We start from the raw sequence: 21,411 nt of genomic DNA, 5'->3' as shown, positions 1-21,411 counted from the left end.
GCTCGTCGATCGTTACCACGATGCAAACAGGCATTCACCTGCCCTGGTGCCGGCGGTGTGAGCAGCGGAACGGTGCCCGAGGGCACTCCCGGCGGACGGTCCGTGGCACCGTGGAGTCGTGATGCAGCGAGGCACGGGCGACGGCGCGGACTGGCAGCGCGCTCGCGAACTGTTCGGCGGCGCACGCCGGATCACCGCCCTCACCGGCGCAGGGGTGTCCACGGCCTCCGGGATCCCGGACTTCCGCGGCCCGAACGGGGTGTGGACCAAGAACCCGGCGGCCCAGCGGCTCAGCGACATCGACAGCTACGTCGCCGACCCGCAGGTCCGCGAGCAGGCGTGGCGCAGCCGCGCCGAGCACCCGGCGTGGCGCGCCGAACCCAACGCCGCCCACCGCGCGTTCGTCGACCTCGACCGCTCCGGGCGGCTGGGTGCCCTGCTGACCCAGAACATCGACGAGCTGCACCAACGAGCTGGCCTGGACCCGGACCGGGTCCTGGAGTTGCACGGCACGATCTTCCGCACGGTGTGCTTGGACTGCGGCGCGACCGGCCCGATGAGCGCCGCGCTGGAGCGGGTGGCCGCGGGTGAGGCGGAACCGCCCTGCCGTTCCTGCGGCGGAATCCTGAAGTCGGCCACCGTCTCCTTCGGACAGTCTCTGGACCCCGACGTCCTGCGCAGCGCCCAGCGCGCGGCGCTGAACTGCGACCTGTTCGTCGCGGCCGGCGCCTCGCTGACGGTGCACCCGGCGGCGGATTTCGCGGAGCTGGCTGTCAGGGCGGGTGCAGAGCTGATCATCTGCAACGCCGAGCAGACCCCGTACGACGACGCGGCGGCCGCGGTGCTGCGCGAGCCGCTGGTCGAGGTGCTGTCGGCCCTGGTCGCCGCGCCGCTGATCGACCCGCCGCGCCCGCTGAGCACCTGGGGCGACCCCAGCACCTGGAGCTGACCGGTCCGAAAGCGGGCTTCCATGGTGTGACACGAGTGGTTGATGATGCGCGTGTCGTAGTCGTTTCGAGTGGTGCATTCGGGACAGGAGCGGCAAGGTCCCGACCGTCGTGTGACTCCATTCGGCCGATCGATTACCTCCGATCGGGCGCAGCAGCTGGAGGTGACGGTCGTGTCGCGATCCCGAGGGGTGCTCCGCACGCAAAGCATTGCCACGATCACGCTGCTGACCGCCGTAGGACTGGCGGTGTCCGGCACCGCCCTGGCCGTGCCGCCCCCGCCGCCCAACCCCAGCGACTTCGAGCTGAACGCAGGCCGAGTGACGGCGCAGTACACGGCGGGCCAGGTGGGGGAGCTGGCCAACCGGCTGGCCGAGGCCGAGTCGCAGCTGGTCGGCCTGCAGTCCCAGGTCGAGATCAAGATGGAGGATGCGAACAAGGCGCGAGTCGACCTCGGCCGCGCGGAGCGCGCCTACGACGACACGCGGAAGGCCGCCGAAGCGGCCGGTGCCGAGGCGGATGCGGCAGCCAGGCAGATCGAAGAGCAGCGCAAGCGGCTCGACCAGTTCGCGGCCAGCAGCTACCGGCAGGGCAGCCGGGTCGGCTCGGTCACGGCCTACATCGGATCGACGAACCCGCAGGACGTGCTCGACCGGGCGGTCCTGCTGGACGCGATCAGCGCATCCCAGCTCGACGCCCTGGACGACCTGGAGCGCGCACGGGTCGAGAAGGTCAACAAGGACTCGCTGACCCGAGCGGCCCTGCAGGACGCGGAAGCGAAGCGCATCGCGGCCGACCAGGCGCGCAGCGCCGCCGAAGCCGCGGAGCAGGTGGCGATCACGGCGCAGGTGACGCAGGTGGAGCAGACGCGCCGGCTGGAGGCCGATAAGGCGGGCGTCGAGGCGCAGCTCGCCCAGGCGCGCTCCCGCGTAGCGGGTCTGGAAGCGCAGCGCGGCCGGTACGAGAGCTGGCAGGCTGCGAAGCAGCGCGAGGAGGAGGCCGCCGCGCAAGCGGCGCTGCAGGCCGCAGCGAGCGGCGAAGCCGCGTCGGCCGCGGTCGTGGACACGCAGCCTTCGAGCAGCCGGTCGGTGGAGGTGGTCGTCGGGCGGGCGCTGTCCCAGCTGGGGGTGCAGTACGCCTGGGGTGGCGGGACTTCGAAGGGCCCGTCGCGGGGCATCCGGGACGGGGGAGTGGCCGACTTGTACGGTGACTACCGCAAGGTCGGTTTCGACTGCTCCGGGTTGATGATCTACGCCTTCGCCGGTGCGGGCCTCGACCTCGACCACTACAGCGGCTACCAGTACCAGTCCGACCGGCGGGTGCCGCTGTCTCAGATGCGGCGCGGCGACATGCTGTTCTGGCAGGACGGCGGCAGGATCCATCACGTGGCGCTCTACCTCGGCAGCGGCAAGATGGTCGAAGCGCCGTACTCGGGCTCGCGGGTCCGGGTCACCGCAGTCCGCTACGGCGGCATCGCCCCGTACGCGGTCCGGATGCTCTGAGTCGCCGAACGCGGACCGGCTGTCCGTGCGGTTCGGTCTGCTGGAAGCATTGCGCTCGTGGCAGCGGACTTCGCGGCAGTGGTGCTGGCCGGTGGCAGCGCACGTCGGCTCGGCGGCGTGGACAAGGTCCTGCTTCCGGTCAAGGGCAGGACCCTGCTTGACCGCACGCTCGATGCGGTCGTGGACGCCGACCCGGTGGTGGTGGTAGGGCCTCCGCGCACGACGTCCAGGCCGGTCGAGTGGACGCTGGAAGACCCGCCGGGTGGAGGTCCGCTCGCCGGTGTGCACGCCGGCTTGCTGAAGGTGCCCGCGTCGATGCTGTTGGTGGCGGTGCTCGCTGGAGACCACCCGCATCTGACGTCGGCGACGATCTCGCGCTTGCTGCAGGCGTTGCGCGCCGATCCCGAAGCCTCTGGCGCGGTGCTGGCGGACGATGGTGGAAATCCACAATGGCTGGTGGGGGTGTGGCGGACAGCCGCTCTTCGGGTGTCGATGCCCGCGGAAATCCGCCACGGTTCTCTCCGCTCCGTCTTCGCGCCGCTCGCCCCGCTACGGGTTCCGGCCGCCGGGGCAGAGGCGTCCGATGTGGACACACCCGGAGACCTCCGTCAAGCCCGTCAGGCCCGAGAAGGCGATGGGTGAGAGGCATCCGCTGACGACCAACTCGGTAAAAGAACACCCTTCGCGAAGTTTGTGGTATCTGTAGTTTCAGTATTGAATGAAATCAATTGGTCCGGTGGGGCTTCACAGCGGTCATACCGCCGGTGGGGTTGGGTGTGCGTGGGACATTGCCCCCGCGCGAGTGTGCGACGGGCGCGTGCCAGGATCTTGATCGGCCGGGGACGGCCGCATCGACGACAGGAGGCTGGGAGAAGTGACCGAGGTCGGCAACGGTGAGAGCGGGGGCGCCGGAGCCGCGGCGGCGCGCCCGGCGGACCAGGTGAGCACCCCGGCGCGGGACGCGCAGCTGTTGGAGCGCACCGTCTTCGAGGTCAAGCGGGTGATCGTCGGCCAGGACCGGCTCGTCGAGCGGATGCTGACCGGGTTGCTGGCCAAGGGCCACATCCTGCTGGAGGGCGTGCCCGGCGTGGCCAAGACGCTGGCCGTGGAGACCTTCGCGCGGGTGGTCGGCGGTTCATTCTCCCGCCTGCAGTTCACCCCCGACCTGGTGCCCGCCGACATCCTCGGCACCCGGATCTACCGGCAGGGCAGCGAACGCTTCGACGTCGAGCTCGGCCCGGTGCTGGCCAACTTTGTGCTCGCCGACGAGATCAACCGCGCGCCCGCGAAGGTCCAGTCGGCGCTACTGGAAGTGATGGCCGAGCGGCACGTCTCCATCGGCGGCCAGAGCTTCCCGATGCCCGCCCCGTTCCTGGTGCTTGCCACGCAGAACCCGATCGAGAACGAGGGCGTCTACCCGCTGCCGGAAGCGCAGCGGGACCGGTTCTTGTTCAAGCTGCCCGTCGAATACCCGTCGGCGGAGGAAGAGCGCGAGATCATCTACCGGATGGGCGTGGCCGCTCCGGAACCCAACCCGGTGCTCAACCCCGATGAGCTGATCCGCCTGCAGAACGTGGCGGCCGGGGTGTTCGTGCACCACGCGCTGGTCGACTACACCGTGCGGCTGGTGGTGGCAACCCGGCTGCCCAACGACCACGGCCTATCCGACATCGCCGGCTGGGTGTCCTACGGCGCCTCACCGCGCGCCAGCCTGGGCATCATCGCCGCCTCGCGAGCGCTGGCGCTGGTGCGCGGCCGGGACTACGTGCTGCCGCAGGACGTGGTCGACGTGGTCCCGGATGTGCTGCGGCACCGCCTGGTGCTGTCCTACGACGCGCTGGCCGACGGAATCCCGGTCGAGCACATCGTAGGCCGGGTGCTGCAAACCGTGCCGCTGCCGCAGGTGTCGGCGCGGCCGCAGGCGGGCCCGCCTGCTCCGGTCGGCCCCGGTGGTCCTGGTGGTCCCGTTGGTTACGGGCAGCAGCCGCACCTCGGGCCCAACCCGCACCAGTGAGGAGTGACGCAGCGGTGTCCGCAGCACCCCATTCCGGCCGCGACGATCGTCCGTCCTGGGCACCGCCCGCCCTGGACTCCGGACGGCTGGAGGTCGCCCTGCGGTCGCTGGAGCTGAACGTGCGCGGCCGGCTCGACGGCCTCCTGCAAGGCAACCACCTGGGGCTGATGCCCGGTCCGGGCACCGAGCCGGGCGAGGCGCGGTTCTACCAGCCAGGCGACGACGTGCGGCGGATGGACTGGGCGGTCACCGCCCGTACCGCCGAACCGCACATCCGGCAGACGGTCGCGGACCGCGAGCTGGAGACCTGGGTGGCGGTGGACCTGTCGCCGAGCCTGGACTTCGGCTCGGCGGCCTGCGACAAGCGGGAGCTGGCCGTCGCCGCGCTGGCCGCAGTGATGTTCCTGACCAGCGGCGGCGGCAACCGGATCGGCGCGGTGGTGGACAACGGCACCAGCCCGCTCCGGCTGCCGGCGCGCGGTGGCGCGGCGTATGCGCGGGCGCTGCTGAAGAAGGTGGCCGAGACGCCGCGCGCCGAGGAAGGCACGCGGGGTGATCTAGCGAAGTTGCTGGAGTCGCTGCGTCGACCGCCCCGGCGGCGCGGGCTGGCGGTGGTCATCTCGGATTTCCTGGGGCCGACGGATTGGCAACGCGCGCTGCGCGGGCTGGGGGCCCGCCACTCGCTGCTGGCGATCGAGGTGTTGGACCCGCGAGACCTGGAATTGCCCGATGTCGGCACCGTCCTGCTGTCGGACCCGGAAACGGGCAAGCAGCGGGAGGTGCACACGACCCCGGTGCTGCGCAAGGAGTTCGCCGCCGCCGCTGCGGCGCACCGCGACCAGGTCGCGGCCGTGCTGCGGCGAGCCGGGTGCGCGCACCTGTCGTTGCGGACGGACTCGGACTGGATCGCCGACGTGGTGCGGTTCGTGGTGGCGCGCAAACGGGGTTGGTCCGGAGGAGCTGCTTGATGTTGAGTTTGTCGGGATTCACCACACCGTGGTGGTTCCTGCTGCTGTTCGTGGTCGCGGCGTTGGTCGCCGGCTACCTGTGGGCGTTGCGCCGCCGCCGCCGGGACACGCTGCGGTTCAGCAATATGGAGGTGCTCGACCGGGTCGCATCGACCCGGCAGGGTTGGTGGAAGCATGTGCCTCCGGCGCTGCTGGGAGTGGCGCTGATCCTGCTCACCGTGGCGCTGACCGGACCGACCGCCGAGCAGCGGATCCCGCGCAACCGGGCCACCGTGATGCTCACCATCGACGTGTCGCTGTCGATGAAGGCCACCGACGTCGAACCCAGCCGCTTGGAGGCGGCGAAGGTCGCCGCGAAGGAGTTCGCGGACAAGTTGACGCCGGGCATCAACCTCGGGCTGGTGTCGTTCGCGGGCACCGCGACGGTGCTGGTGATGCCGACGACCGACCGGCCCAGCGTCAAGCAGGCCATCGACAGCCTGAAGCTGGCGGAGGCGACCGCCACCGGCGACGGGATCAACGCCTCGCTGCAGGCCATCGACTCGTTCGGGAAGATGGTCGGCGGCCCGGCCGGGGCGCCACCGGCCCGGATCGTGCTGATGGCCGACGGAGGGCAGACGATCCCGCGCGAGATGGACGCGCCGCGCGGTGCCTACACCAAGGCCAAGGAAGCCAAGCAGGCCGGGATCCCGATCTCCACGATCTCCTTCGGCACCAAGCACGGCAGCATCGAGATCGAGGGCGAGCAGGAGTGGGTCGAGGTCGACGACGAGGCGATGCAGGAGATCGCTCGGCTCTCCGGCGGTGAGTTCCACAAGGCTGCCAGCGCCGAGCAGTTGCGCGAGGTGTACGCGACGCTCGGCGAGCAGATCGGGTACGAGACCAAGCACACAGACGCCAGCAAGTCGTGGCTGGTGCTGGGTACGCTCGCCGCGATCATCGCGGCCGGAATCTCGCTGTTCGCCGGCCGAAGGTTGCCTTAGCGACGGGAGCGCCGGTGGGCATAGCAGCGGGTTTTCTGTGGGAGTTCGTGAAATCGCCGACCACGACCGCTGCCGTCGGTCCCAGCTCGCGGTCGCTGGCCGACCAGATGGTGGCGCCCATCCCGCACCGGGGTGATCCGGTGGTGGTCGAGCTGGGACCGGGCACCGGCGCGTTCACTGAGGCGATCCAGCGCCGGCTCGGCGGCCGCGGACGGCACCTGGCGCTGGAGCTCAACCCGCGGTGGGCGGCCGAGTTGGGGGAGCGGTTCCCGGCGGTGGAGTCGGTGTGCGCGAACGCCCGGGAGCTGCCGGAGCTGTTGCGGCAGCGCGAGTTGCGGGCCGATGTCGTGGTCAGCGGCCTGCCATGGGTGGCGCACGCGCCGGTGAACGGGGTGCCGCTGATCCGGCTGATCGCTCGGTCGCTGGTCCCCGGCGGCGCGTTCACGCAGTTCGCCTACACCTGGACGAGGTGGGCCCCGCCGGCCCGTCGGCAGCTGGCCGACCTGCGGGCCGAATTCGAGGAGACGGTGATCAGCCGGACGGTTTGGCGCAACCTGCCGCCTGCCGTGGCCTACTTGGCCAGGCGGCCACGGCAGGCGGGCCGAGCGCACTGATGGTGACCGAACCGGGGCGGTGCGTTACGTTCCAGGGATGTCTGGTGCGGTTGTAGCCGGGTTGGGCGAGGTTCCACTGCTCGTCGAGTTGGGCACTGCGCTGCTGTTCTCGAGCTTGATCGGGCTGGAGCGGGAGATCCGGGCCAAGAGCGCCGGACTCCGCACGCACGCCCTGGTGGGCGTCGGCGCGGCGCTGTTCATGCTGGTGTCCAAGTACGGCTTCGGCGATCTGCTGGTGCTCGACCGGGTCTCGTTCGACCCGTCGCGGGTGGCGGCGCAGATCGTCTCGGGCATCGGGTTCATCGGCGGTGGCTTGATCTTCGTACGCCGCGACGCGGTGCGCGGCCTGACCACCGCGGCCACGGTGTGGGTGGTTGCCGCGGTCGGCATGGCCTGCGGCAGCGGCCTGGTGGTGCTGGCCACGGCGGTGACGGCGGTGCACTTCCTCGTGGCGATGGGATATCCGCGGTTGCTGCGGTTGATGCGCAAGTCGCTGCGGGAGCCGCAGGTGCTGCGCATCGGTTACCTCGACGGATACGGCGTGCTGCGCAGCGTGCTGACGCTGTGCACCAGCCGCGGGTGGACCGTGATGGATCTGGAAGTGGAACGCGAGGACACCGACGACGAGCAGCAGCGGACCGCCGTGGTCGCGCTGAGGCTGCGAGGGAAAGCCCCGGCAGCGGTGCTGGTCGAAGAGATCAGCGCGTTGCCAGGCGTCCTGCACACCGCGGTCGGGGAGGCCTTCGAACCGGGCTTCTAGCTCACTTCGCGCTATTGCGGACTTCTTCCATGTCGAGTTCGCGGGCCTGGCGGATGAGGTCTTCGAAGACGTTCTCCGGGAGGGCGCCGGGCTGTTGGAAGACGAGGACGTTGTCGCGGACGATCGCCAGCGTCGGGATGGAGCGGACCTCGAAGCCTCCGGCCAGCTGCGGCTGGGCCTCGGTGTCCACCTTGGCGAAGACGATGTCGTCGTGCTTCTCGGCGCTGCGTTCGAAGACCGGCGCGAACATCTTGCACGGGCCGCACCAATCGGCCCAGAAGTCGATGATCACGAATTCGTTGCCGGAGACGACCTCGTCGAAGTTCTCGGTGGTCAGCTCGACCGTTGCCATCTGATTTCCTCCTGGCTGGTTGCGGGCGTACCCGGGGAACACGGGGCACCGGCCTCGCATTCCCCGGCCCGGTATCGCATCCATCCCCCCGCGTCAAGACCCGCTGACGTCGAGAGCGCGGGCGACGAGGGTGGCGAGGTGGACCGGCTCGGTCTCGCTGGTCTGGCGGAGTTGGGTTCGGCAGCTGAAGCCGTCGGCGACGATCTCAGTGCCCGGGTCGGCCGCTCGCACGGCCGGGAGCAGGGCTTGTTCGGCGCAGGCGATCGAGACGTCGTAGTGGCCGCGTTCGAAGCCGAAGTTCCCCGCCAGGCCGCAGCAGCCCGAATCCAGCACCCGCGCGCGGGTTCCGGTGGCGTCCAATGTGGCCTGATCGGCGGCGAAGCCAAGTTCCGCGTGCTGGTGGCAGTGGACCTGCACCAGCGCCTCCGGCCCGGATTCTGCTCGCCGCCACTGCGGGCGGGTCGGTTCGACCCATTCGGCGAATGTCTTGGTCGCCGCGGCCAGCGCCGCGACGTCCGGGTCGTGCGGCGCGAGTTCCAGCGCGTCGTTGCGCAGAAAGGCGGTGCAACTGGGTTCCAGGCCGACGACGGGCAGGCCCTGGTCGACTCGGGGGTGCAGCAGGCGGGCCGTGCGGCGGGCCATCGAGCGGGCGATGCCGAGCTGCCCGGTCGAATGCCAGGTCAGCCCGCAGCAGACCGGCTCGCGCGGCATCTCCACAGCGTGGCCGAGCGCTTCGAGGGCCGCGACGGCGTCCCGGCCGATCTGCGGATCGAAGTGGTTGGTGAAGGTGTCCGGGAACAGCACTACGCGGGTGGTGGCGTCGGCGATCGGGCGTCGCCCGGACCACCACGCCTGTAGTGTCTGCGGCGCCAACTCCGGGACAGCGCGCCGGGCGTCGATGCCGCCGAGCCGCTTGATCACTGGGGCCAGCGGTCCGGCGAGCACCCGGTTCGTCAGCTTCGGAACGCGTTGCCCCAAGCGCAACCACAGCGGCAGGAAACCCATCGAGTAGTGCGAGGCTGGGCGGACGCGGTGCCGGTAGTGGTGGTGCAGGAACTCGGCCTTGTAAGTCGCCATGTCGACATCGACCGGGCAGTCCGACTTGCAGCCCTTGCACGACAAGCACAGGTCCAGCGCGTCCCGGACCTCCGGCGAACGCCAGCCGCGGCGGACGACACGACCGGCCAGCATCTCGAACAGCAGGTGCGCCCTACCCCGGGTGGAGTGCTTCTCCTCCTTCGTGGCCCGGTAGCTCGGGCACATCACCCCGCCTGTGGTGTTCAGGCATTTGCCCATCCCGACGCAGCGCCGGGTCGCGGCCGCGAGATCGCCGGAGTCGGCGTGCAGCGCCAGCGTGGTCCGGCTCGGCAGCCGGGGCGGGGCCACCAGCAGCCGCAAGTCGGCGTCGACCGGGCGCGGGCGCACGATCTGGCCCGGGTTGAGCAGGTCGTCGGGGTCGAAGGCGGTCTTGAACCGCTCGAACGCATCGATCACCTCGGGCGGGTACATCCGGGTCAGCAGCGCCGACCGCGCCTGGCCGTCGCCGTGCTCGCCGGAGACCGAACCGCCGTGCGCGACGACCAGGTCCGCCGCCGCCTCCAGGAAGGCCCGGTACTCGGTCGCGCCGGGGGAGGACAGCAGGTCGAAGTCGATCCGGACGTGGATGCAGCCGTCCCCGTAGTGGCCGTAGGTCACCCCGCGGCGGCCGAACCTGGCCAGCAGCGCGTCGAATTCCCGCAGGTAGGAGCCCAGGCGCTCGGGCGGTACGGCGGCGTCTTCCCACCCGGACCACCGCTCGGAACCGGCCATCCGCGTCGAGTAGCCGGAGCCTTCCTCGCGGATCTTCCACAGCGCGGCCATCCGGGCCGGGGCGGTGTGGATCACGCTCTCCGCCCGTTCACCCATCGCCTCCGCGATGCGCTTCGCAGCCGCCTCGGTCCCGCCCTGGTCGGCTCCGCCGGATTCCACCAGCAGCCAGCTCCGACCGCCGGGCAGCAGCGGCAATGCGGGCGAGCCGGGGTTGCGCTGGCGCACGACGCCCACTAGTTCGGCGCTGAGCCCCTCGATCGCCAGCGCGTCCAACCCGCGCAGCCGGGGCACCTCGTCGGCCGCGGCGTAGGTGTCGGGGAAGCCGAGCACCGTCATCGCCCGGACCGGCGGTGAGGGCACCAGCTGGACCGTCGCGCCCAGCACAACGGCGCAGCTGCCCTCGGTGCCGACCAGGGCCCGGGCCAGGTGGAACCCATTCTCCGGCAGCAGCTGGTCCAGGTTGTAGCCGGACACCCGCCGGGTCAGGTCCGGGAACGAGCGGCGAACCAGGCCGCCGGCGTCATCGCGCAGCGCCCGCAGCTCCCGGTAGAGGCGCCCCGTCCGGTCGCCGCGCGTGCACAGCCGGTCCAGTTCGGCCGGCGAGGTCGCGCCGAGCTGCAGTCGGGTGCCGTCGGCGAGCAGCACGTCCAGCGAATGCACGTTGTCGACGGTCTTGCCCCAGGCGACCGAATGCGTGCCGCACGAGTTGTTGCCGATCATGCCGCCGAGCGTGCAGCGGCTGTGGGTGGAGGGATCCGGCCCGAAGGTCAGGCCGTGACCGGCGACCGCGGACCGCAGCGAATCCAGCACGACGCCCGGCTGCACGCGGGCCAGCCGCCGCTCGGGGTCGATGTCCAGGATTCGGTTGAGGTGCCTGGAGAAGTCGAGCACCAGGCCGGGACCGACGGCGTTCCCGGCGATGCTGGTGCCCGCGCCGCGGCCGGTGATCGGCACGCCGTGCCGCCGGGCGATTGCGACCGCCGCGGCCACGTCGTCCTCGGTGCGGGGGAGCACCACGCCGATCGGGACCTGGCGGTAGTTGGACGCATCGGTGGAGTACAGCGCGCGGGTGCCGGGGTCGAAACGAACCGGGCAGGACAGCGCGCCGCGCAGCTCGGCGGTGAGGTCGTCGAACGAGGTGGCCATGAAAGCGCCTCCTGGGTCGGGGCTCCTGTAGCGCAGTCTGCCTGCCCCGGTCGCTGTAGGGGGACCACGACACGGTGCAGGTATTTCTGTATGGAGGCGACGAGCGGCCGGGGATCGTGAGCGGATAATGTCGCGGCTGAAACGAATCTTGGGCATTGTTCGAGGGGAGATCCACAGTGGCACGGTCCGTACTGGTGACCGGCGGCAACCGCGGCATCGGGTTGGCCATCGCGAAGGCCTTCCAGGCCGCCGGGGACAAGGTCGCGGTCACGCACCGCGGATCGGGCGCCCCGGAGGGGTTGTTCGGGGTGCAGTGCGACGTCACCGACCCGGAGCAGGTGGTCGCGGCCTTCGACGAGGTGGAAGCCGCGCACGGCCGGGTCGAGGTGCTGGTGGCCAACGCGGGCATCACCGACGACACGCTGTTGCTGCGGATGAGCGAGGACCAGTTCACCCGGGTCATCGACGCCAACCTGGCCGGTTCGTACCGGGTGGCCAAGCGGGCGGCCAGCAGCATGCTGCGCAACCGCAAGGGCCGGATGATCTTCATCTCATCGGTGGTCGGGCTCTCCGGGGGCGCCGGGCAGGCCAACTACGCGGCGAGCAAGGCGGGCCTGGTGGGCCTGGCGCGCTCGATCGCCCGGGAGCTCGGCTCGCGCAGCATCACGGCCAACGTGGTGGCGCCCGGCTTCGTCACCACGGACATGACCGACGCGCTGCCCGAGGACCGCAAGAAGGAGATCCTCGGCCAGATCCCGCTGGCCAGGTTCGCCGCAGCCGAGGAGATCGCGGCCACTGTGGAGTGGTTGGCCTCCGACGCCGCGGCCTACGTCACCGGCGCGGTGATCCCGGTCGACGGCGGCCTCGGGATGGGCCACTGAGTCCGGTCCGGTTGGACGGACGCAGTGGCCTGGCACAAGGCATTCCTTGGTCCGATGCTCATTGGCAATGATGGCGGCGTTGGTTGGGGCCAGATGCCCAACACCCGGCGGCAGCGCAGGACAGCCGCGACCGGACTCGGCGTCGATCGTGCGGGTGTTCTCGTCTCGGTTGCTGTGAGCGCGGAGGTTCTGCGTTGCGGCTGGTCAATGCTGCCTACACGGCACAAGTCGTGCCCTGGACGAGTTTCCTTGGGGACCGTCGCGGGACCGCCTTTATTGCACTCGGTGTGGGGTCGCGTGGCACGCGGATCATGCTGCTGCGATCAATGTCCTGCTGAGGGTAGGTGACCCCGACATCACCTTGTTTACGCCACACATGCGGGTGAGACAAACCTTGCGGGAACGTGACGAACGCCAACGGTCCAGACTGCCGGACCAGGACTCCAGCGCAACGCCTTTATGCGTGTGCGCGGAGAGCGAACCCATCCAGCGGTTATCCACCGTGGTCAATGAATAGGAAGCAGGAAACACGTGAGCGGATTGCTCGAAGGCAAGCGGATTCTGATCACCGGCGTGATCACGGACGCCTCGATCGCGTTCCACGCGGCCAAGGTCGCCCAGGAGCAGGGCGCCGAGGTGGTGCTCACCGGGTTCGGCCGGATGAGCCTGGTGCAGCGCATCGCCGGCCGGTTGCCCAAGCCCGCGCCGGTGCTGGAGCTGGATGTGACCAGCGACGAGCACCTCGACAGCCTCGCCGACCGGGTGCGCGAGCACGTCGACGGCCTCGACGGCGTGCTGCACTCCATCGGCTTCGCCCCGGCGTCCTGCCTGGGCGGGGACTTCCTGGCGGCGCCATGGTCGGACGTCTCGACCGCGCTAGAGGTCTCGGCGTACTCGTTCAAGTCGCTGAGCTCCGCCACGCTGCCGCTGCTGAGCGACGGCGCCTCGATCGTCGGCATGGACTTCGACGCCCGCGTCGCCTGGCCCGCCTACGACTGGATGGGCGTGGCCAAGGCCGCATTGGAGTCGACCTCCCGCTACCTGGCGCGCGAGCTGGGGCCGAAGGGCGTCCGGGTCAACCTGGTGTCGGCCGGTCCGGTGCGGACGATGGCGGCCAAGTCGATCCCGGGCTTCGCCGACCTGGAGGCCGGCTGGGGCGACCGCGCCCCGCTGGGCTGGGACGTCAACGACCCCACCCCGGTGGCCAAGTCGGTGTGCGCGGTGCTGTCGGACTGGCTGCCCAAGACCACCGGTTCGATGATCATGGTCGACGGCGGCGTGCACGCCCTTGGCATCTGAGTTGCGACGCGCCCGCGGCCGGTGCCCCGGCTGCGGGCGCTCGTCGCGCGGCGGCATCATGGTCGGGTGAGCTTTGATGCGTTGCTGTTCCTGTCGTTCGGGGGCCCCGAAGGCCCGGATGAAGTCCGGCCGTTCCTGGAGAACGTGACCAGAGGCAGGGGAGTGCCGCCGGAACGCCTCGACGAGGTCGCCGAGCACTACCACCACTTCGGCGGGGTGTCGCCGATCAACCGGCTCAACAAGGACATCATTGCGGCCCTGGAGGCGGAACTCGCCGCGCAGGGCCGGGAGCTGCCGGTCTACTTCGGCAACCGTAACTGGCACCCGATGGTCGAGGAAACCGTCGCGAAGATGGCCGACGACGGGGTGCGCCGCGCACTGGTGTTCGCCACCTCCGCCTGGGGCGGGTACTCAGGTTGCAAGCAGTACCACGAGGACATCGCGCGGGCCCGCGCCGCAGTCGGTGACCGGGCCCCGGAACTGGTGAAGCTGCGGCAGTTCTTCGACCACCCGCTGTTCGTCGAGGCCAACGCCGACGCGGTGCGCCGCGCGTTCGCCGAGCTGGACCCGGCGCAGCGCGAGCAGGCGCGCCTGGTGTTCACCGCGCACTCGATCCCGCTGAGGGCCGATGGGCAGGAGGGACCGGACGGTGCGCCGCAGTGGTATTCCCGCCAGGTCGCCGAGGCGTCGCGGCTGGTCGCCGAGGCGGTCGGGGAGGCTGACTACGACGTGGTTTGGCAGTCGCGGTCCGGCCCGCCGCAGGTGCCGTGGCTGGAGCCGGACATCTGCGACCACATCGAGCACCTGCACGCCAAGGGCGTCCAGGCGGTGGTGGTCAGCCCGATCGGCTTCGTCTCCGACCACCTGGAAGTGATCTGGGACCTGGACAACGAGGCCAAGGACAAGGCCGCGGAGCTGGGCATGGGCCTCGCCCGCGCGGCGACGGCCGGTCCGGACCCGCGGTTCGCGAAGCTGATCGTCGAACTCATCGCCGAGCACACCGACGGCGTCGAGCCGCGGAAGCTCTCCGCCATGCCAGCAGCAGGTTCCACCACCAACGGTGAACCCTGCGCCCCCGGTTGCTGACGGGCCGGTTCCGCGTGGAGGACACCTGTTCCGCCTTGAGGGGCGCGGTGAGGCCGAGGACATCGCCCGGAGCGCGTCCTCGGCCTCACCCAGTTGGTCATTCGGGACGCGCGACGGCTTGAAGGATCGGTTCTAACGCATCGATGACCGGGGTTGCCCGCCGCATCTGCGGGCGATTCGAACTCGCCGATTTCGACACCGATGACTTCGTTCTCTGGGTGGTGAGCGGTGATCCTCGGCAAGGTGGCCAGGGCGACCGCGCAGCGGCTCAGCGCGGTCACCGGCACGCCGCCGGCGAGCAGCTGCTCGTACCGCTGGGACATCAATCCGTGACGTACCGGGAGTGACGAGCACGCAGACCAGCCTGTTGTTCAACTCGCTGACCGGCCACTGACGGTGGGCCATCCTTCCGGGTGAAGGGCACCTACTGCCAGGTGATTTGGCAGGTGATTTGGCGAAAGGTGTCCTTCAGGTTTCCAGGAACGGGTGGGTCAGGACTTCTCCGCTCGGTCGGCGAGGATACGGACCATCTCGGCGACCGACGCCCGGCGGGCGGCGCGGACCGCGTCGAACAGCGGGCGCAGGGCTTCCGTTCGGCCGCGGATCGCCGAGGCGGACATGGCAGCGCCGGGCGCGTCCTCGGTGGCCACCCACAGGATCGCCTCGACCTCGGTGGCTCGCTGCAGGATCCGGAGGGTGCGCTGCGGCACGCCTTCCGGCCACGGCGGCGCAGGGCGGGACGCGACGGTTTTGCCGATCTCCTCCCGCACCCCGGGGCGGTGCTTGGCCACACCGAGGTCGATCAGCGCGCTGGCCGCTTCCCGCATCGCCGAGGCCATGCCGTGCTCGGCCTCGCCGATCGGCAAATGTTCGGTTGGCGGCAGATCGCCGATTTCGAACGCCGTCCAGCGCAGGATGCCCTCGGCGATGCGCTGCGGGACCAGCCCGATCCCGGCCTGCGGCAGCACGACGGCTTCGCCGACGCGCATCGCAAGCTTCGCGAACGGGCTCGAGCCGCCGAGGCCGCGGGCGTCGCCGGGCACCGGCAGCACCAGCTCGCTGTTGCCGGCCCCGGCTTTGCGTAGCGCTGCCAGCAGCAGCGCCGGACCGGCCGGGGTCTCCTGCGGGCCGGGGAGGTCCAGCCGCGCGGCCAGATCCGCGTCGGCGGCTTGCAGCTCCTGCGACTCGGCCCAGGTCTGCAGGGCATCGAGCACGTCGTCCGAAGCGGCTGCACCGTGCAGCCAGGCGGACGTCCAGACAACCATCGTGGCGCTTGGGCAAGGCACGTCGACAGAGAGTACGGATCGGACCGCCGCCTTGTCGTCCGGGGGCGTTCCACTGTGATCTGCGCTTCGGCGGCGCGCCGCACACCAAGTTGTCCACGATCGGATTACCGTGACGCCTCGTGCGTTCGGTCAACTACGGCAAGGACATCCTCGCGGGCCCGCGACGGCGGAAGGTGCCCGAGATCCCCGCCGAACCTGGCCTGGTGGTCGAAGACCCGGCGAGCGGTTTCTGCGGCGCGGTGCTGAGGGTGGAGAAGGGCACCGTCGTGCTGGAGGACCGGCACGGCAAGCAGCGGCTGTTCCCGATGCGCCCGGCCGCGTTCCTGTTCGAGGGCGAGCCCGCGACGTTGGTGCCGGTGCGCGGCGCTGCCCAGGCGAAGCCGACGCGCTCGGCGTCCGGGTCGGTGCGGGTCGAGGGCCTGCGGGCGCGCACCGCGCGGGGCAGCCGGATCTGGGTGGAGGGCCAGCACGACGCCGAGCTGGTCGAGCGCATCTGGGGGCACGACCTGCGGGTGGCGGGCGTGGTCGTGGAGCCGCTGCACGGCGTCGACGACCTGCCCGGGCTGCTGGCCGAGTTCGCCCCCGAGCCGGGGCGGCGGGTCGGGGTGCTGGTGGACCACCTGGTGCCCGGCAGCAAGGAGTCCCGCCTCGTGGAGGGCATCGACGACCCGCACGTGCTGATCACCGGCCACCCGTTCGTCGACATCTGGGAGGCGGTCAAGCCGCAGGCGTTGGGTATCGTGGGCTGGCCGCGGGTGCCGCGCGGGACGGACTGGAAGCAGGGGGTCTGCGCGGAGCTGGGCTGGCCCGAGCCGGCCGACGGCTGGCGGCGGGTCCTCTCGTCGGTGTCGAACTTCCGCGACGTGGAGACCCCGTTGCTGACCGCGGTCGAGCGGCTGATCGACTTCGTCACCGAGGACGGCTGAGCCCGACATCACGCGTTGATCACACCCAACGAATCGGCCAGCCGGGGCCTGTTCGCGTCTGCCACCATGGGAGACATGACACCCGCGCTGCTGTGGCTCATCGCTGGGGTGCTGCTCGTAGGTGCCGAGGTGCTCTCCGGGGACTTCGTCCTGGTGATGCTGGGCGCCGCGGCTCTGGGCGCCGCGGGTGCTTCGGTGCTGGGCGCTCCGCTGCCGGTAGACGCCGTGGTGTTCGCGGTGCTGGGGCTGGGGCTGATCTTCCTGGCGCGACCGGCGCTGAAGCGACGGATGCACCACCCCGGTGAACTCAAGACCAATGTGGACGCGCTAGTCGGCAAGCACGCCCTGGTGGAATCCACTGTGGATGCGCACGGCGGTCAGGTGCGCATCAATGGCGAGCTTTGGTCGGCTCGGGCGTTCGACGAAACCCAAGTTATCGAGGTCGGCCAGACGGTCACCGTCGTGGAGATCGCAGGCGCGACCGCCGTCGTGGGGACCGAGTTGTGAGGAGATGGATGTACGCATGACCGGACTGATCGTGCTAGTGGTCGTGGTGCTGCTGGTGCTGATCATCGCCGTAAAGTCGGTGATGGTGGTGCCGCAGGCCCAATCAGCGGTGATCGAACGGCTCGGGAAGTTCCGGTCGGTGGCCGAGCCCGGGCTGAACTTCCTGGTGCCGTTCTTCGACCGGGTGCGGGCCCGGATCGACCTGCGCGAGCAGGTCGTCTCGTTCCCTCCGCAGCCGGTGATCACCCAGGACAACCTGACGGTGTCCATAGACACGGTGGTGTACTTCCAGGTCACCGATTCGCGCTCTGCGGTGTACGAGATCTCCAACTACATCATCGCGGTGGAGCAGCTGACCACCACGACGCTGCGAAACGTGGTCGGCGCGATGAGCCTCGAGGAGACGCTGACCTCCCGCGACAAGATCAACACGCAGCTGCGCGGGGTGCTGGACCAGGAGACCGGTCGCTGGGGCATCCGGGTCGCGCGGGTCGAGCTCAAGGCCATCGATCCGCCGCCGTCCATCCAGGACTCGATGGAGAAGCAGATGCGCGCCGACCGGGAGAAGCGCGCGATGATCCTCAACGCCGAGGGCACCCGGGAATCGGCGATCAAGACCGCGGAGGGGCAGAAGCAGGCGTCGATCCTCGCGGCAGAGGGCCAGAAGCAGGCGGCGATCCTAACCGCCGAGGCCGACCGGCAGTCCAGCATCCTGCGGGCGCAGGGCGAGCGGGCCAGCCGGTACCTGCAGGCGCAGGGGCAGGCCAAGGCCATCGAGAAGGTCTTCGCGGCGGTCAAGCGCGGCAAGCCGACCCCGGAGCTGCTGGCCTACCAGTACCTGCAGACCCTGCCGCAGATGGCGCAGGGTGACGCGAACAAGGTCTGGGTGGTGCCCAGCGACTTCGGCAAGTCCCTGGAGGGCTTCGCGCGGATGCTCGGCGCGCCCGGCGAGGACGGCGTGTTCCGCTACGAGCCGCCGAAGGAGGAGCCGCCGACCGCTGCTCCGGAGGAGGAAGAGGAGTCGGTGAAGTCCTGGTTCGACACCTCGACGACCCCGGAGGTCGCGGAAGCGGTGCGGGCGGCCGAGGCGGTGGCGCGCAAGGAGGTGCCCAGCCCGGGCATCGCCCCCACCGCGTTGCCGGAGCCGCCGCCGCAGCAGGGCTGAGCGGAGTTCGTCCGAGGCTCGGCGGGACCGAACGTCCCGCCGAGCCTTTTCGTTGCCGCATCGAGGGGCTCGGCGGTCAGCTGCCCGCGTATGTCCCGAAGCTCCAGCTGTTGCCTTCCGGATCCCGGACAGAGAACTCCCGCGAGCCATAGCCCTGGTCCACGAGTTCATGGACGATCTCGGCGCCGGCGGCGACGGCGCGTTGGAACAGCGCGTCGGGGTCGCCGGTAACCACGTAGGCGGCGCCCGAGCCCTTCGGCTTGGCGAAGGGGCTTCCGGAGTCGCAGGTGCCGATCATGATGCCGCCGCCGCCCGGCCAGCGGAGTTCCGCGTGCACGATCTCACCGCCTTCACCGGGCACGATCAGGGTTTCCTCGAATCCGAACGCCTGCATCAGGAAGCGGATGCCGGCTTTCTTGTCGGCGTAGGGGATCAGGGGCCAGATCGCGGTTCGCGTTGCGTTCGTCGTCATGGCGCCAGGATGCGTCGTCGAGATGCGCCGCGCCTTGGACGAATGGAAGCTCCTCGGCAATCCAGCGCGACGGCGCGACGCCGGTGAACTCCCGCCAGTCCCGGTTGAAGTGGGCCTGGTCGCTGTAACCGGAGTCCGCCGCGATGTCGGCGAGGCTTCCGACGTTCCCGGCGATCAGCTGGCGGCGGGCGCGTTCGAAGCGCATCACCCTGCCGAGAAGCTTGGCACGGCGAAGAGGTCAACACCGATCGCCCGAGTCGAAGGTGACGTCCACCGTCTCGTCCAGCGTGATGATCACGATCAGGCTCCGCGACGGGAGGCCGCGGTGCACGCCCGGCGCGGAGCGCACGCGGTATCCGGAGATGTCGCTGATCAGCGGCCGCAGCCGTGGCGGAGGCGTTGCCTTGACGAACTGCGTCTCGGTCACGTCCCGAGGCTAGGCGGCGGGTCCGACGCCAGCGGGGCGAATCCCGGCGAAACTGCCGCAGCCCGTCAGTTTTGCAATCACGATTATTTCAGTGTCGATCGAAGTTAATCACCCTCGGCGACGTCGCGAAGGCTTGAGAGGAGAGCCGAACCGCTTCAGAAGTCCGATTCCGGGTCGAGATAGGGGCCGCCGGCGACCCCTAAAGCGCGGACCGTGCCGAGCAGGTGCTTGCGCAGCCGGGCCTTGGCCAGCTCCGGGTCGCCGTCCCGGATCGCCGACGCGAGGTGTGCGTGCTGCTGGGTGATGCGAGGGCGCACGGCGTGGGTGCGGGCCGTGGCGGTGATCCGCATCTGCTTGTCGCGCAGTGCGTTGTAGAGCTCGGCGACCACCGGGTTTCCCGCCGCGGCCACCAGGGTCGCGTGGAATGCGCGGTCGGCCTCGTGCATCCCGGCGTCGCTGAGCTCGGCGGCATCGCACGCGGGGTGTGCGGCTAACTGCTCGCCGACGGCGGTCATCGCGTCCCGGCCCTGCATGGCGAGCTTGTCGATGGCGAAACTCTCCAGCGCGAGCCGGGCTTCCACGACCGCCCGGGCCTCGGTGGGGGTCACCGGCACGACCAGCGCACCCCGCTTCGGGTAGAGCCGCAGGAACCCCTCGGTCTGCAGACGCAGGAACGCCTCGCGCACCGGGGTGCGCGACATCTGCAGCGCGTTCGCCACCTCGCCCTCGGACAGCAGGTCGCCGTCGGGGTAGCTGCCGTCCAGCAGGCCGGCCTTGACGTGCTGATACGCGCGGTCCGCGGCGGGCGGCCCGGGTACGGCGGGAGTGGCGGAGGACACGGGGTCGCGTGGTGTTGCGCTCGACACGAGGTCATCCTACTTCCGCCCATCTTGTATCTATGGTGAATACAAGATTTCCGGGGAGGAGTTTCCGGTGTCCAAGACCGTCATGACCGCGTCACCCATCGGGGAGCAGGGCGATCGCCCCAGATCGTCGAAGGTGGCGTGGCTGGTGTGGGGCGTCGGCGCGCTCTGCTATTGCGCGGCGCTTTTCCACCGGGCCAGCCTCGGCGTGGCGGCACCGGAAGCGTTGCGGCGCTTCGACACCGGCCCGGCGGTCCTGGCGCTGTTCTCCGCGCTGCAGCTGGGTGTCTACTTGGTCCTGCAGGTGCCGTCGGGGCTGCTGGCCGACCGGCTCGGGCCGCGGAAGGTGATCACCGGTGGCATGGTCGCGATGGCCGTCGGGTCGGCGGTGTTCGCGCTCACCACCTCGATCGTCGGCGGTATCGCCGGACGGATACTCATCGGCTTCGGCGACGCGTTCATGTTCACCAACGTGCTTCGGCTGGCGGCGCTCTGGTTCCCACCGCACAAGTACGGCAAGGTCGTGGCCCTTACGGGGTTGGCCGGCGGCCTGGGGCAGGTGGTCTCGACGCTGCCGCTGGGCCTTTCGCTGCACAACCTGGGGTGGGTGCCGACGTTCTTCGGGGCGGCCGCCCTGACGGTCGCGCTGACACTGCTCGCGGTACTCGCGATCCAGGACCGCCCCGACAACATCCCGCCTGATCACGCCCAGCCCGCGCACGACACGCCGGAGCTGCGCGAGCGGGTCACGCACACGTTGCGTCACGTGATCGCGCAGCGCGGCACCAGGCACTCGTTCTGGGTGCACTTCGTGCTGATGGCGCAGTTCCTGGCGGTGACGACGCTGTGGGGCGGGCCGTGGCTGACGAAGTCGCAGGGGCACGGCCAGGCCGAGGTGGGTTCGCTGCTGATGCTCAGCGTGCTCGGGTTCATCGGGGGCTCGTTGTTCGCGGGCCAGTACATCTCGGGCCGCCCGCAGCGGCGGGACCGCTACACCCTGGGGTTGTCCACGGCTGTGGTGCTGGTGTGGGCGGTGCTGGTCCTCTGGCCGGGGACGTTGCCGATGCCGCTGCTGGTGGTGGCGCTGGTGTTCATCGGCGCTGGCGGTGGCGGGGCCATGCTGGCCTTCGACGGGGCGCGGATGGCCAACGCGGCGCACCGCTGCGGAACCGCCTCGGGTGTGGTGAACATGGGCGGATTCAGCGCGGCGGTGCTGATCCAGCTGCTGGTCGGCGCGGTGCTGCAGTCGGTGTCGGACCTGCCCGCGGCGCAGGCCTACCGGTGGGCGTTCGCGCCAGTGCTGGTCCTCATGGCGGTGGGCACCCTGGCGCAGTGGCTGCGGCGGCCGAAGACGAGCTGCCCCGGCGAGCCGCCTTCACACGCTCGCCCGTGGGGATAGGGTCG

Annotated in this window: 22 protein-coding genes; 15 read left to right on the top strand and 7 right to left on the bottom strand. The window is 70.3% G+C overall.

Annotation, left to right across the window (positions count from 1 at the left end):
• Window positions 1-121 precede the first annotated feature (121 nt).
• The 8 genes from DL519_RS07945 (at window position 122) to DL519_RS07910 (ending at window position 7,788) form a co-directional block, all read left to right on the top strand.
• Window positions 122-949 (top strand): SIR2 family NAD-dependent protein deacylase, encoded by an 828-nt coding sequence (locus DL519_RS07945; protein WP_190813592.1) that lies wholly within the window; start codon window positions 122-124, stop codon window positions 947-949.
• 171 nt (window positions 950-1,120) lie between these two features.
• Window positions 1,121-2,449 (top strand): NlpC/P60 family protein, encoded by a 1,329-nt coding sequence (locus DL519_RS07940; RefSeq protein WP_190813590.1) that lies wholly within the window; start codon window positions 1,121-1,123, stop codon window positions 2,447-2,449.
• A gap of 57 nt (window positions 2,450-2,506) precedes the next feature.
• The gene (mobA, locus tag DL519_RS07935) at window positions 2,507-3,091 is read left to right on the top strand and encodes a molybdenum cofactor guanylyltransferase (RefSeq protein WP_190813588.1); all 585 of its coding nucleotides are present in this window, start codon (window positions 2,507-2,509) and stop codon (window positions 3,089-3,091) included.
• 232 nt (window positions 3,092-3,323) lie between these two features.
• A complete protein-coding gene (locus tag DL519_RS07930; RefSeq protein WP_190813586.1) occupies window positions 3,324-4,463 on the top strand; it encodes an AAA family ATPase in 1,140 nt (379 codons plus the stop codon).
• Window positions 4,464-4,477: 14 nt separating this feature from the next.
• Window positions 4,478-5,431 (top strand): DUF58 domain-containing protein, encoded by a 954-nt coding sequence (locus tag DL519_RS07925; protein WP_190813584.1) that lies wholly within the window; start codon window positions 4,478-4,480, stop codon window positions 5,429-5,431.
• Window positions 5,432-5,433: 2 nt separating this feature from the next.
• Entirely contained in the window at window positions 5,434-6,414 is a 981-nt protein-coding gene (locus tag DL519_RS07920; RefSeq protein ID WP_190823838.1) for a VWA domain-containing protein, read from the top strand.
• Between the two features lie 14 nt (window positions 6,415-6,428).
• The gene (locus DL519_RS07915) at window positions 6,429-7,028 is read left to right on the top strand and encodes a class I SAM-dependent methyltransferase (RefSeq protein WP_190813582.1); all 600 of its coding nucleotides are present in this window, start codon (window positions 6,429-6,431) and stop codon (window positions 7,026-7,028) included.
• Between the two features lie 37 nt (window positions 7,029-7,065).
• Window positions 7,066-7,788, top strand: coding sequence for an MgtC/SapB family protein (locus DL519_RS07910; protein ID WP_190813580.1), 723 nt, complete (start codon window positions 7,066-7,068; stop codon window positions 7,786-7,788).
• A gap of 1 nt (window position 7,789) precedes the next feature.
• Here DL519_RS07910 and trxA read toward each other — a convergent pair whose 3' ends face one another.
• Together trxA and DL519_RS07900 are read right to left on the bottom strand one after the other, a co-directional pair.
• Window positions 7,790-8,140: a thioredoxin gene (gene trxA, locus DL519_RS07905; RefSeq protein ID WP_190813578.1), complete on the bottom strand. Its 351-nt coding sequence runs from the start codon at window positions 8,138-8,140 to the stop codon at window positions 7,790-7,792.
• Window positions 8,141-8,233: 93 nt separating this feature from the next.
• Entirely contained in the window at window positions 8,234-11,095 is a 2,862-nt protein-coding gene (locus DL519_RS07900) for an FAD-binding and (Fe-S)-binding domain-containing protein (RefSeq protein ID WP_190813576.1), read from the bottom strand.
• Window positions 11,096-11,271: 176 nt separating this feature from the next.
• Here DL519_RS07900 and fabG point away from each other — a divergent pair, with 176 nt between their 5' ends.
• The 3 genes from fabG to DL519_RS07880 all read left to right on the top strand — a co-directional run bounded on the left by fabG (window position 11,272) and on the right by DL519_RS07880 (window position 14,361).
• Entirely contained in the window at window positions 11,272-11,976 is a 705-nt protein-coding gene (gene fabG / locus DL519_RS07895) for a 3-oxoacyl-ACP reductase FabG (protein ID WP_190813574.1), read from the top strand.
• A gap of 531 nt (window positions 11,977-12,507) precedes the next feature.
• Entirely contained in the window at window positions 12,508-13,275 is a 768-nt protein-coding gene (gene fabI / locus DL519_RS07885) for an enoyl-ACP reductase FabI (RefSeq protein ID WP_190813572.1), read from the top strand.
• Between the two features lie 66 nt (window positions 13,276-13,341).
• On the top strand, window positions 13,342-14,361 hold the full coding sequence (locus tag DL519_RS07880; protein ID WP_190813569.1) for a ferrochelatase: 1,020 nt from the start codon (window positions 13,342-13,344) through the stop codon (window positions 14,359-14,361).
• 491 nt (window positions 14,362-14,852) lie between these two features.
• On the opposite strand, the gene DL519_RS07875 is transcribed toward DL519_RS07880, so the two are convergent.
• The gene (locus DL519_RS07875; RefSeq protein ID WP_190813567.1) at window positions 14,853-15,626 is read right to left on the bottom strand and encodes a hypothetical protein; all 774 of its coding nucleotides are present in this window, start codon (window positions 15,624-15,626) and stop codon (window positions 14,853-14,855) included.
• Between the two features lie 140 nt (window positions 15,627-15,766).
• On the opposite strand from DL519_RS07875, the gene DL519_RS07870 reads away from it, so the two are divergent.
• The 3 genes from DL519_RS07870 to DL519_RS07860 all read left to right on the top strand — a co-directional run bounded on the left by DL519_RS07870 (window position 15,767) and on the right by DL519_RS07860 (window position 18,245).
• A complete protein-coding gene (locus DL519_RS07870; protein ID WP_190813566.1) occupies window positions 15,767-16,573 on the top strand; it encodes a DUF3097 domain-containing protein in 807 nt (268 codons plus the stop codon).
• Between the two features lie 75 nt (window positions 16,574-16,648).
• A complete protein-coding gene (locus DL519_RS07865; RefSeq protein WP_190813564.1) occupies window positions 16,649-17,080 on the top strand; it encodes an NfeD family protein in 432 nt (143 codons plus the stop codon).
• A 16-nt stretch (window positions 17,081-17,096) separates the two neighbouring features.
• On the top strand, window positions 17,097-18,245 hold the full coding sequence (locus DL519_RS07860) for an SPFH domain-containing protein (RefSeq protein ID WP_190813562.1): 1,149 nt from the start codon (window positions 17,097-17,099) through the stop codon (window positions 18,243-18,245).
• Between the two features lie 76 nt (window positions 18,246-18,321).
• On the opposite strand, the gene DL519_RS07855 is transcribed toward DL519_RS07860, so the two are convergent.
• From DL519_RS07855 to DL519_RS07840, 4 genes are all read right to left on the bottom strand, one after another.
• Window positions 18,322-18,651, bottom strand: coding sequence for a VOC family protein (locus DL519_RS07855; protein ID WP_397545040.1), 330 nt, complete (start codon window positions 18,649-18,651; stop codon window positions 18,322-18,324).
• A complete protein-coding gene (locus DL519_RS49755; RefSeq protein ID WP_223840226.1) occupies window positions 18,596-18,922 on the bottom strand; it encodes a helix-turn-helix domain-containing protein in 327 nt (108 codons plus the stop codon). The genes DL519_RS07855 and DL519_RS49755 overlap by 56 nt, the downstream gene beginning before the upstream one ends.
• Window positions 18,923-18,955: 33 nt before the next feature.
• Window positions 18,956-19,144, bottom strand: a complete 189-nt coding sequence (locus DL519_RS07845; protein ID WP_190813558.1) for a hypothetical protein — start codon at window positions 19,142-19,144, stop codon at window positions 18,956-18,958.
• A 155-nt stretch (window positions 19,145-19,299) separates the two neighbouring features.
• Window positions 19,300-20,010, bottom strand: a complete 711-nt coding sequence (locus DL519_RS07840; RefSeq protein ID WP_223838551.1) for a GntR family transcriptional regulator — start codon at window positions 20,008-20,010, stop codon at window positions 19,300-19,302.
• Window positions 20,011-20,077: 67 nt separating this feature from the next.
• Between DL519_RS07840 and DL519_RS07835 the strand changes: the two genes are divergently transcribed.
• Entirely contained in the window at window positions 20,078-21,406 is a 1,329-nt protein-coding gene (locus tag DL519_RS07835; RefSeq protein WP_223838550.1) for an MFS transporter, read from the top strand.
• Window positions 21,407-21,411: the final 5 nt, after the last annotated feature.

This window comes from Saccharopolyspora pogona (assembly GCF_014697215.1).
Lineage (GTDB): Bacteria > Actinomycetota > Actinomycetes > Mycobacteriales > Pseudonocardiaceae > Saccharopolyspora > Saccharopolyspora hattusasensis.
This window is presented reverse-complemented; position numbering and strand designations above follow the sequence as displayed.

Bases quoted from the DNA above. Each gene is read 5' to 3' on its own strand.
- DL519_RS07945 (WP_190813592.1), top strand. From the start codon at position 122: ATGCAGCGAGGCACGGGCGACGGCGCGGACTGGCAGCGCGCTCGCGAA.
- DL519_RS07910 (WP_190813580.1), top strand. From the start codon at position 7,066: ATGTCTGGTGCGGTTGTAGCCGGGTTGGGCGAGGTTCCACTGCTCGTC.
- trxA (WP_190813578.1), bottom strand. From the start codon at position 8,140: ATGGCAACGGTCGAGCTGACCACCGAGAACTTCGACGAGGTCGTCTCC.
- DL519_RS07900 (WP_190813576.1), bottom strand. From the start codon at position 11,095: ATGGCCACCTCGTTCGACGACCTCACCGCCGAGCTGCGCGGCGCGCTG.
- DL519_RS07875 (WP_190813567.1), bottom strand. From the start codon at position 15,626: ATGGTTGTCTGGACGTCCGCCTGGCTGCACGGTGCAGCCGCTTCGGAC.
- DL519_RS07865 (WP_190813564.1), top strand. From the start codon at position 16,649: ATGACACCCGCGCTGCTGTGGCTCATCGCTGGGGTGCTGCTCGTAGGT.
- DL519_RS07860 (WP_190813562.1), top strand. From the start codon at position 17,097: ATGACCGGACTGATCGTGCTAGTGGTCGTGGTGCTGCTGGTGCTGATC.
- DL519_RS49755 (WP_223840226.1), bottom strand. From the start codon at position 18,922: ATGCGCTTCGAACGCGCCCGCCGCCAGCTGATCGCCGGGAACGTCGGA.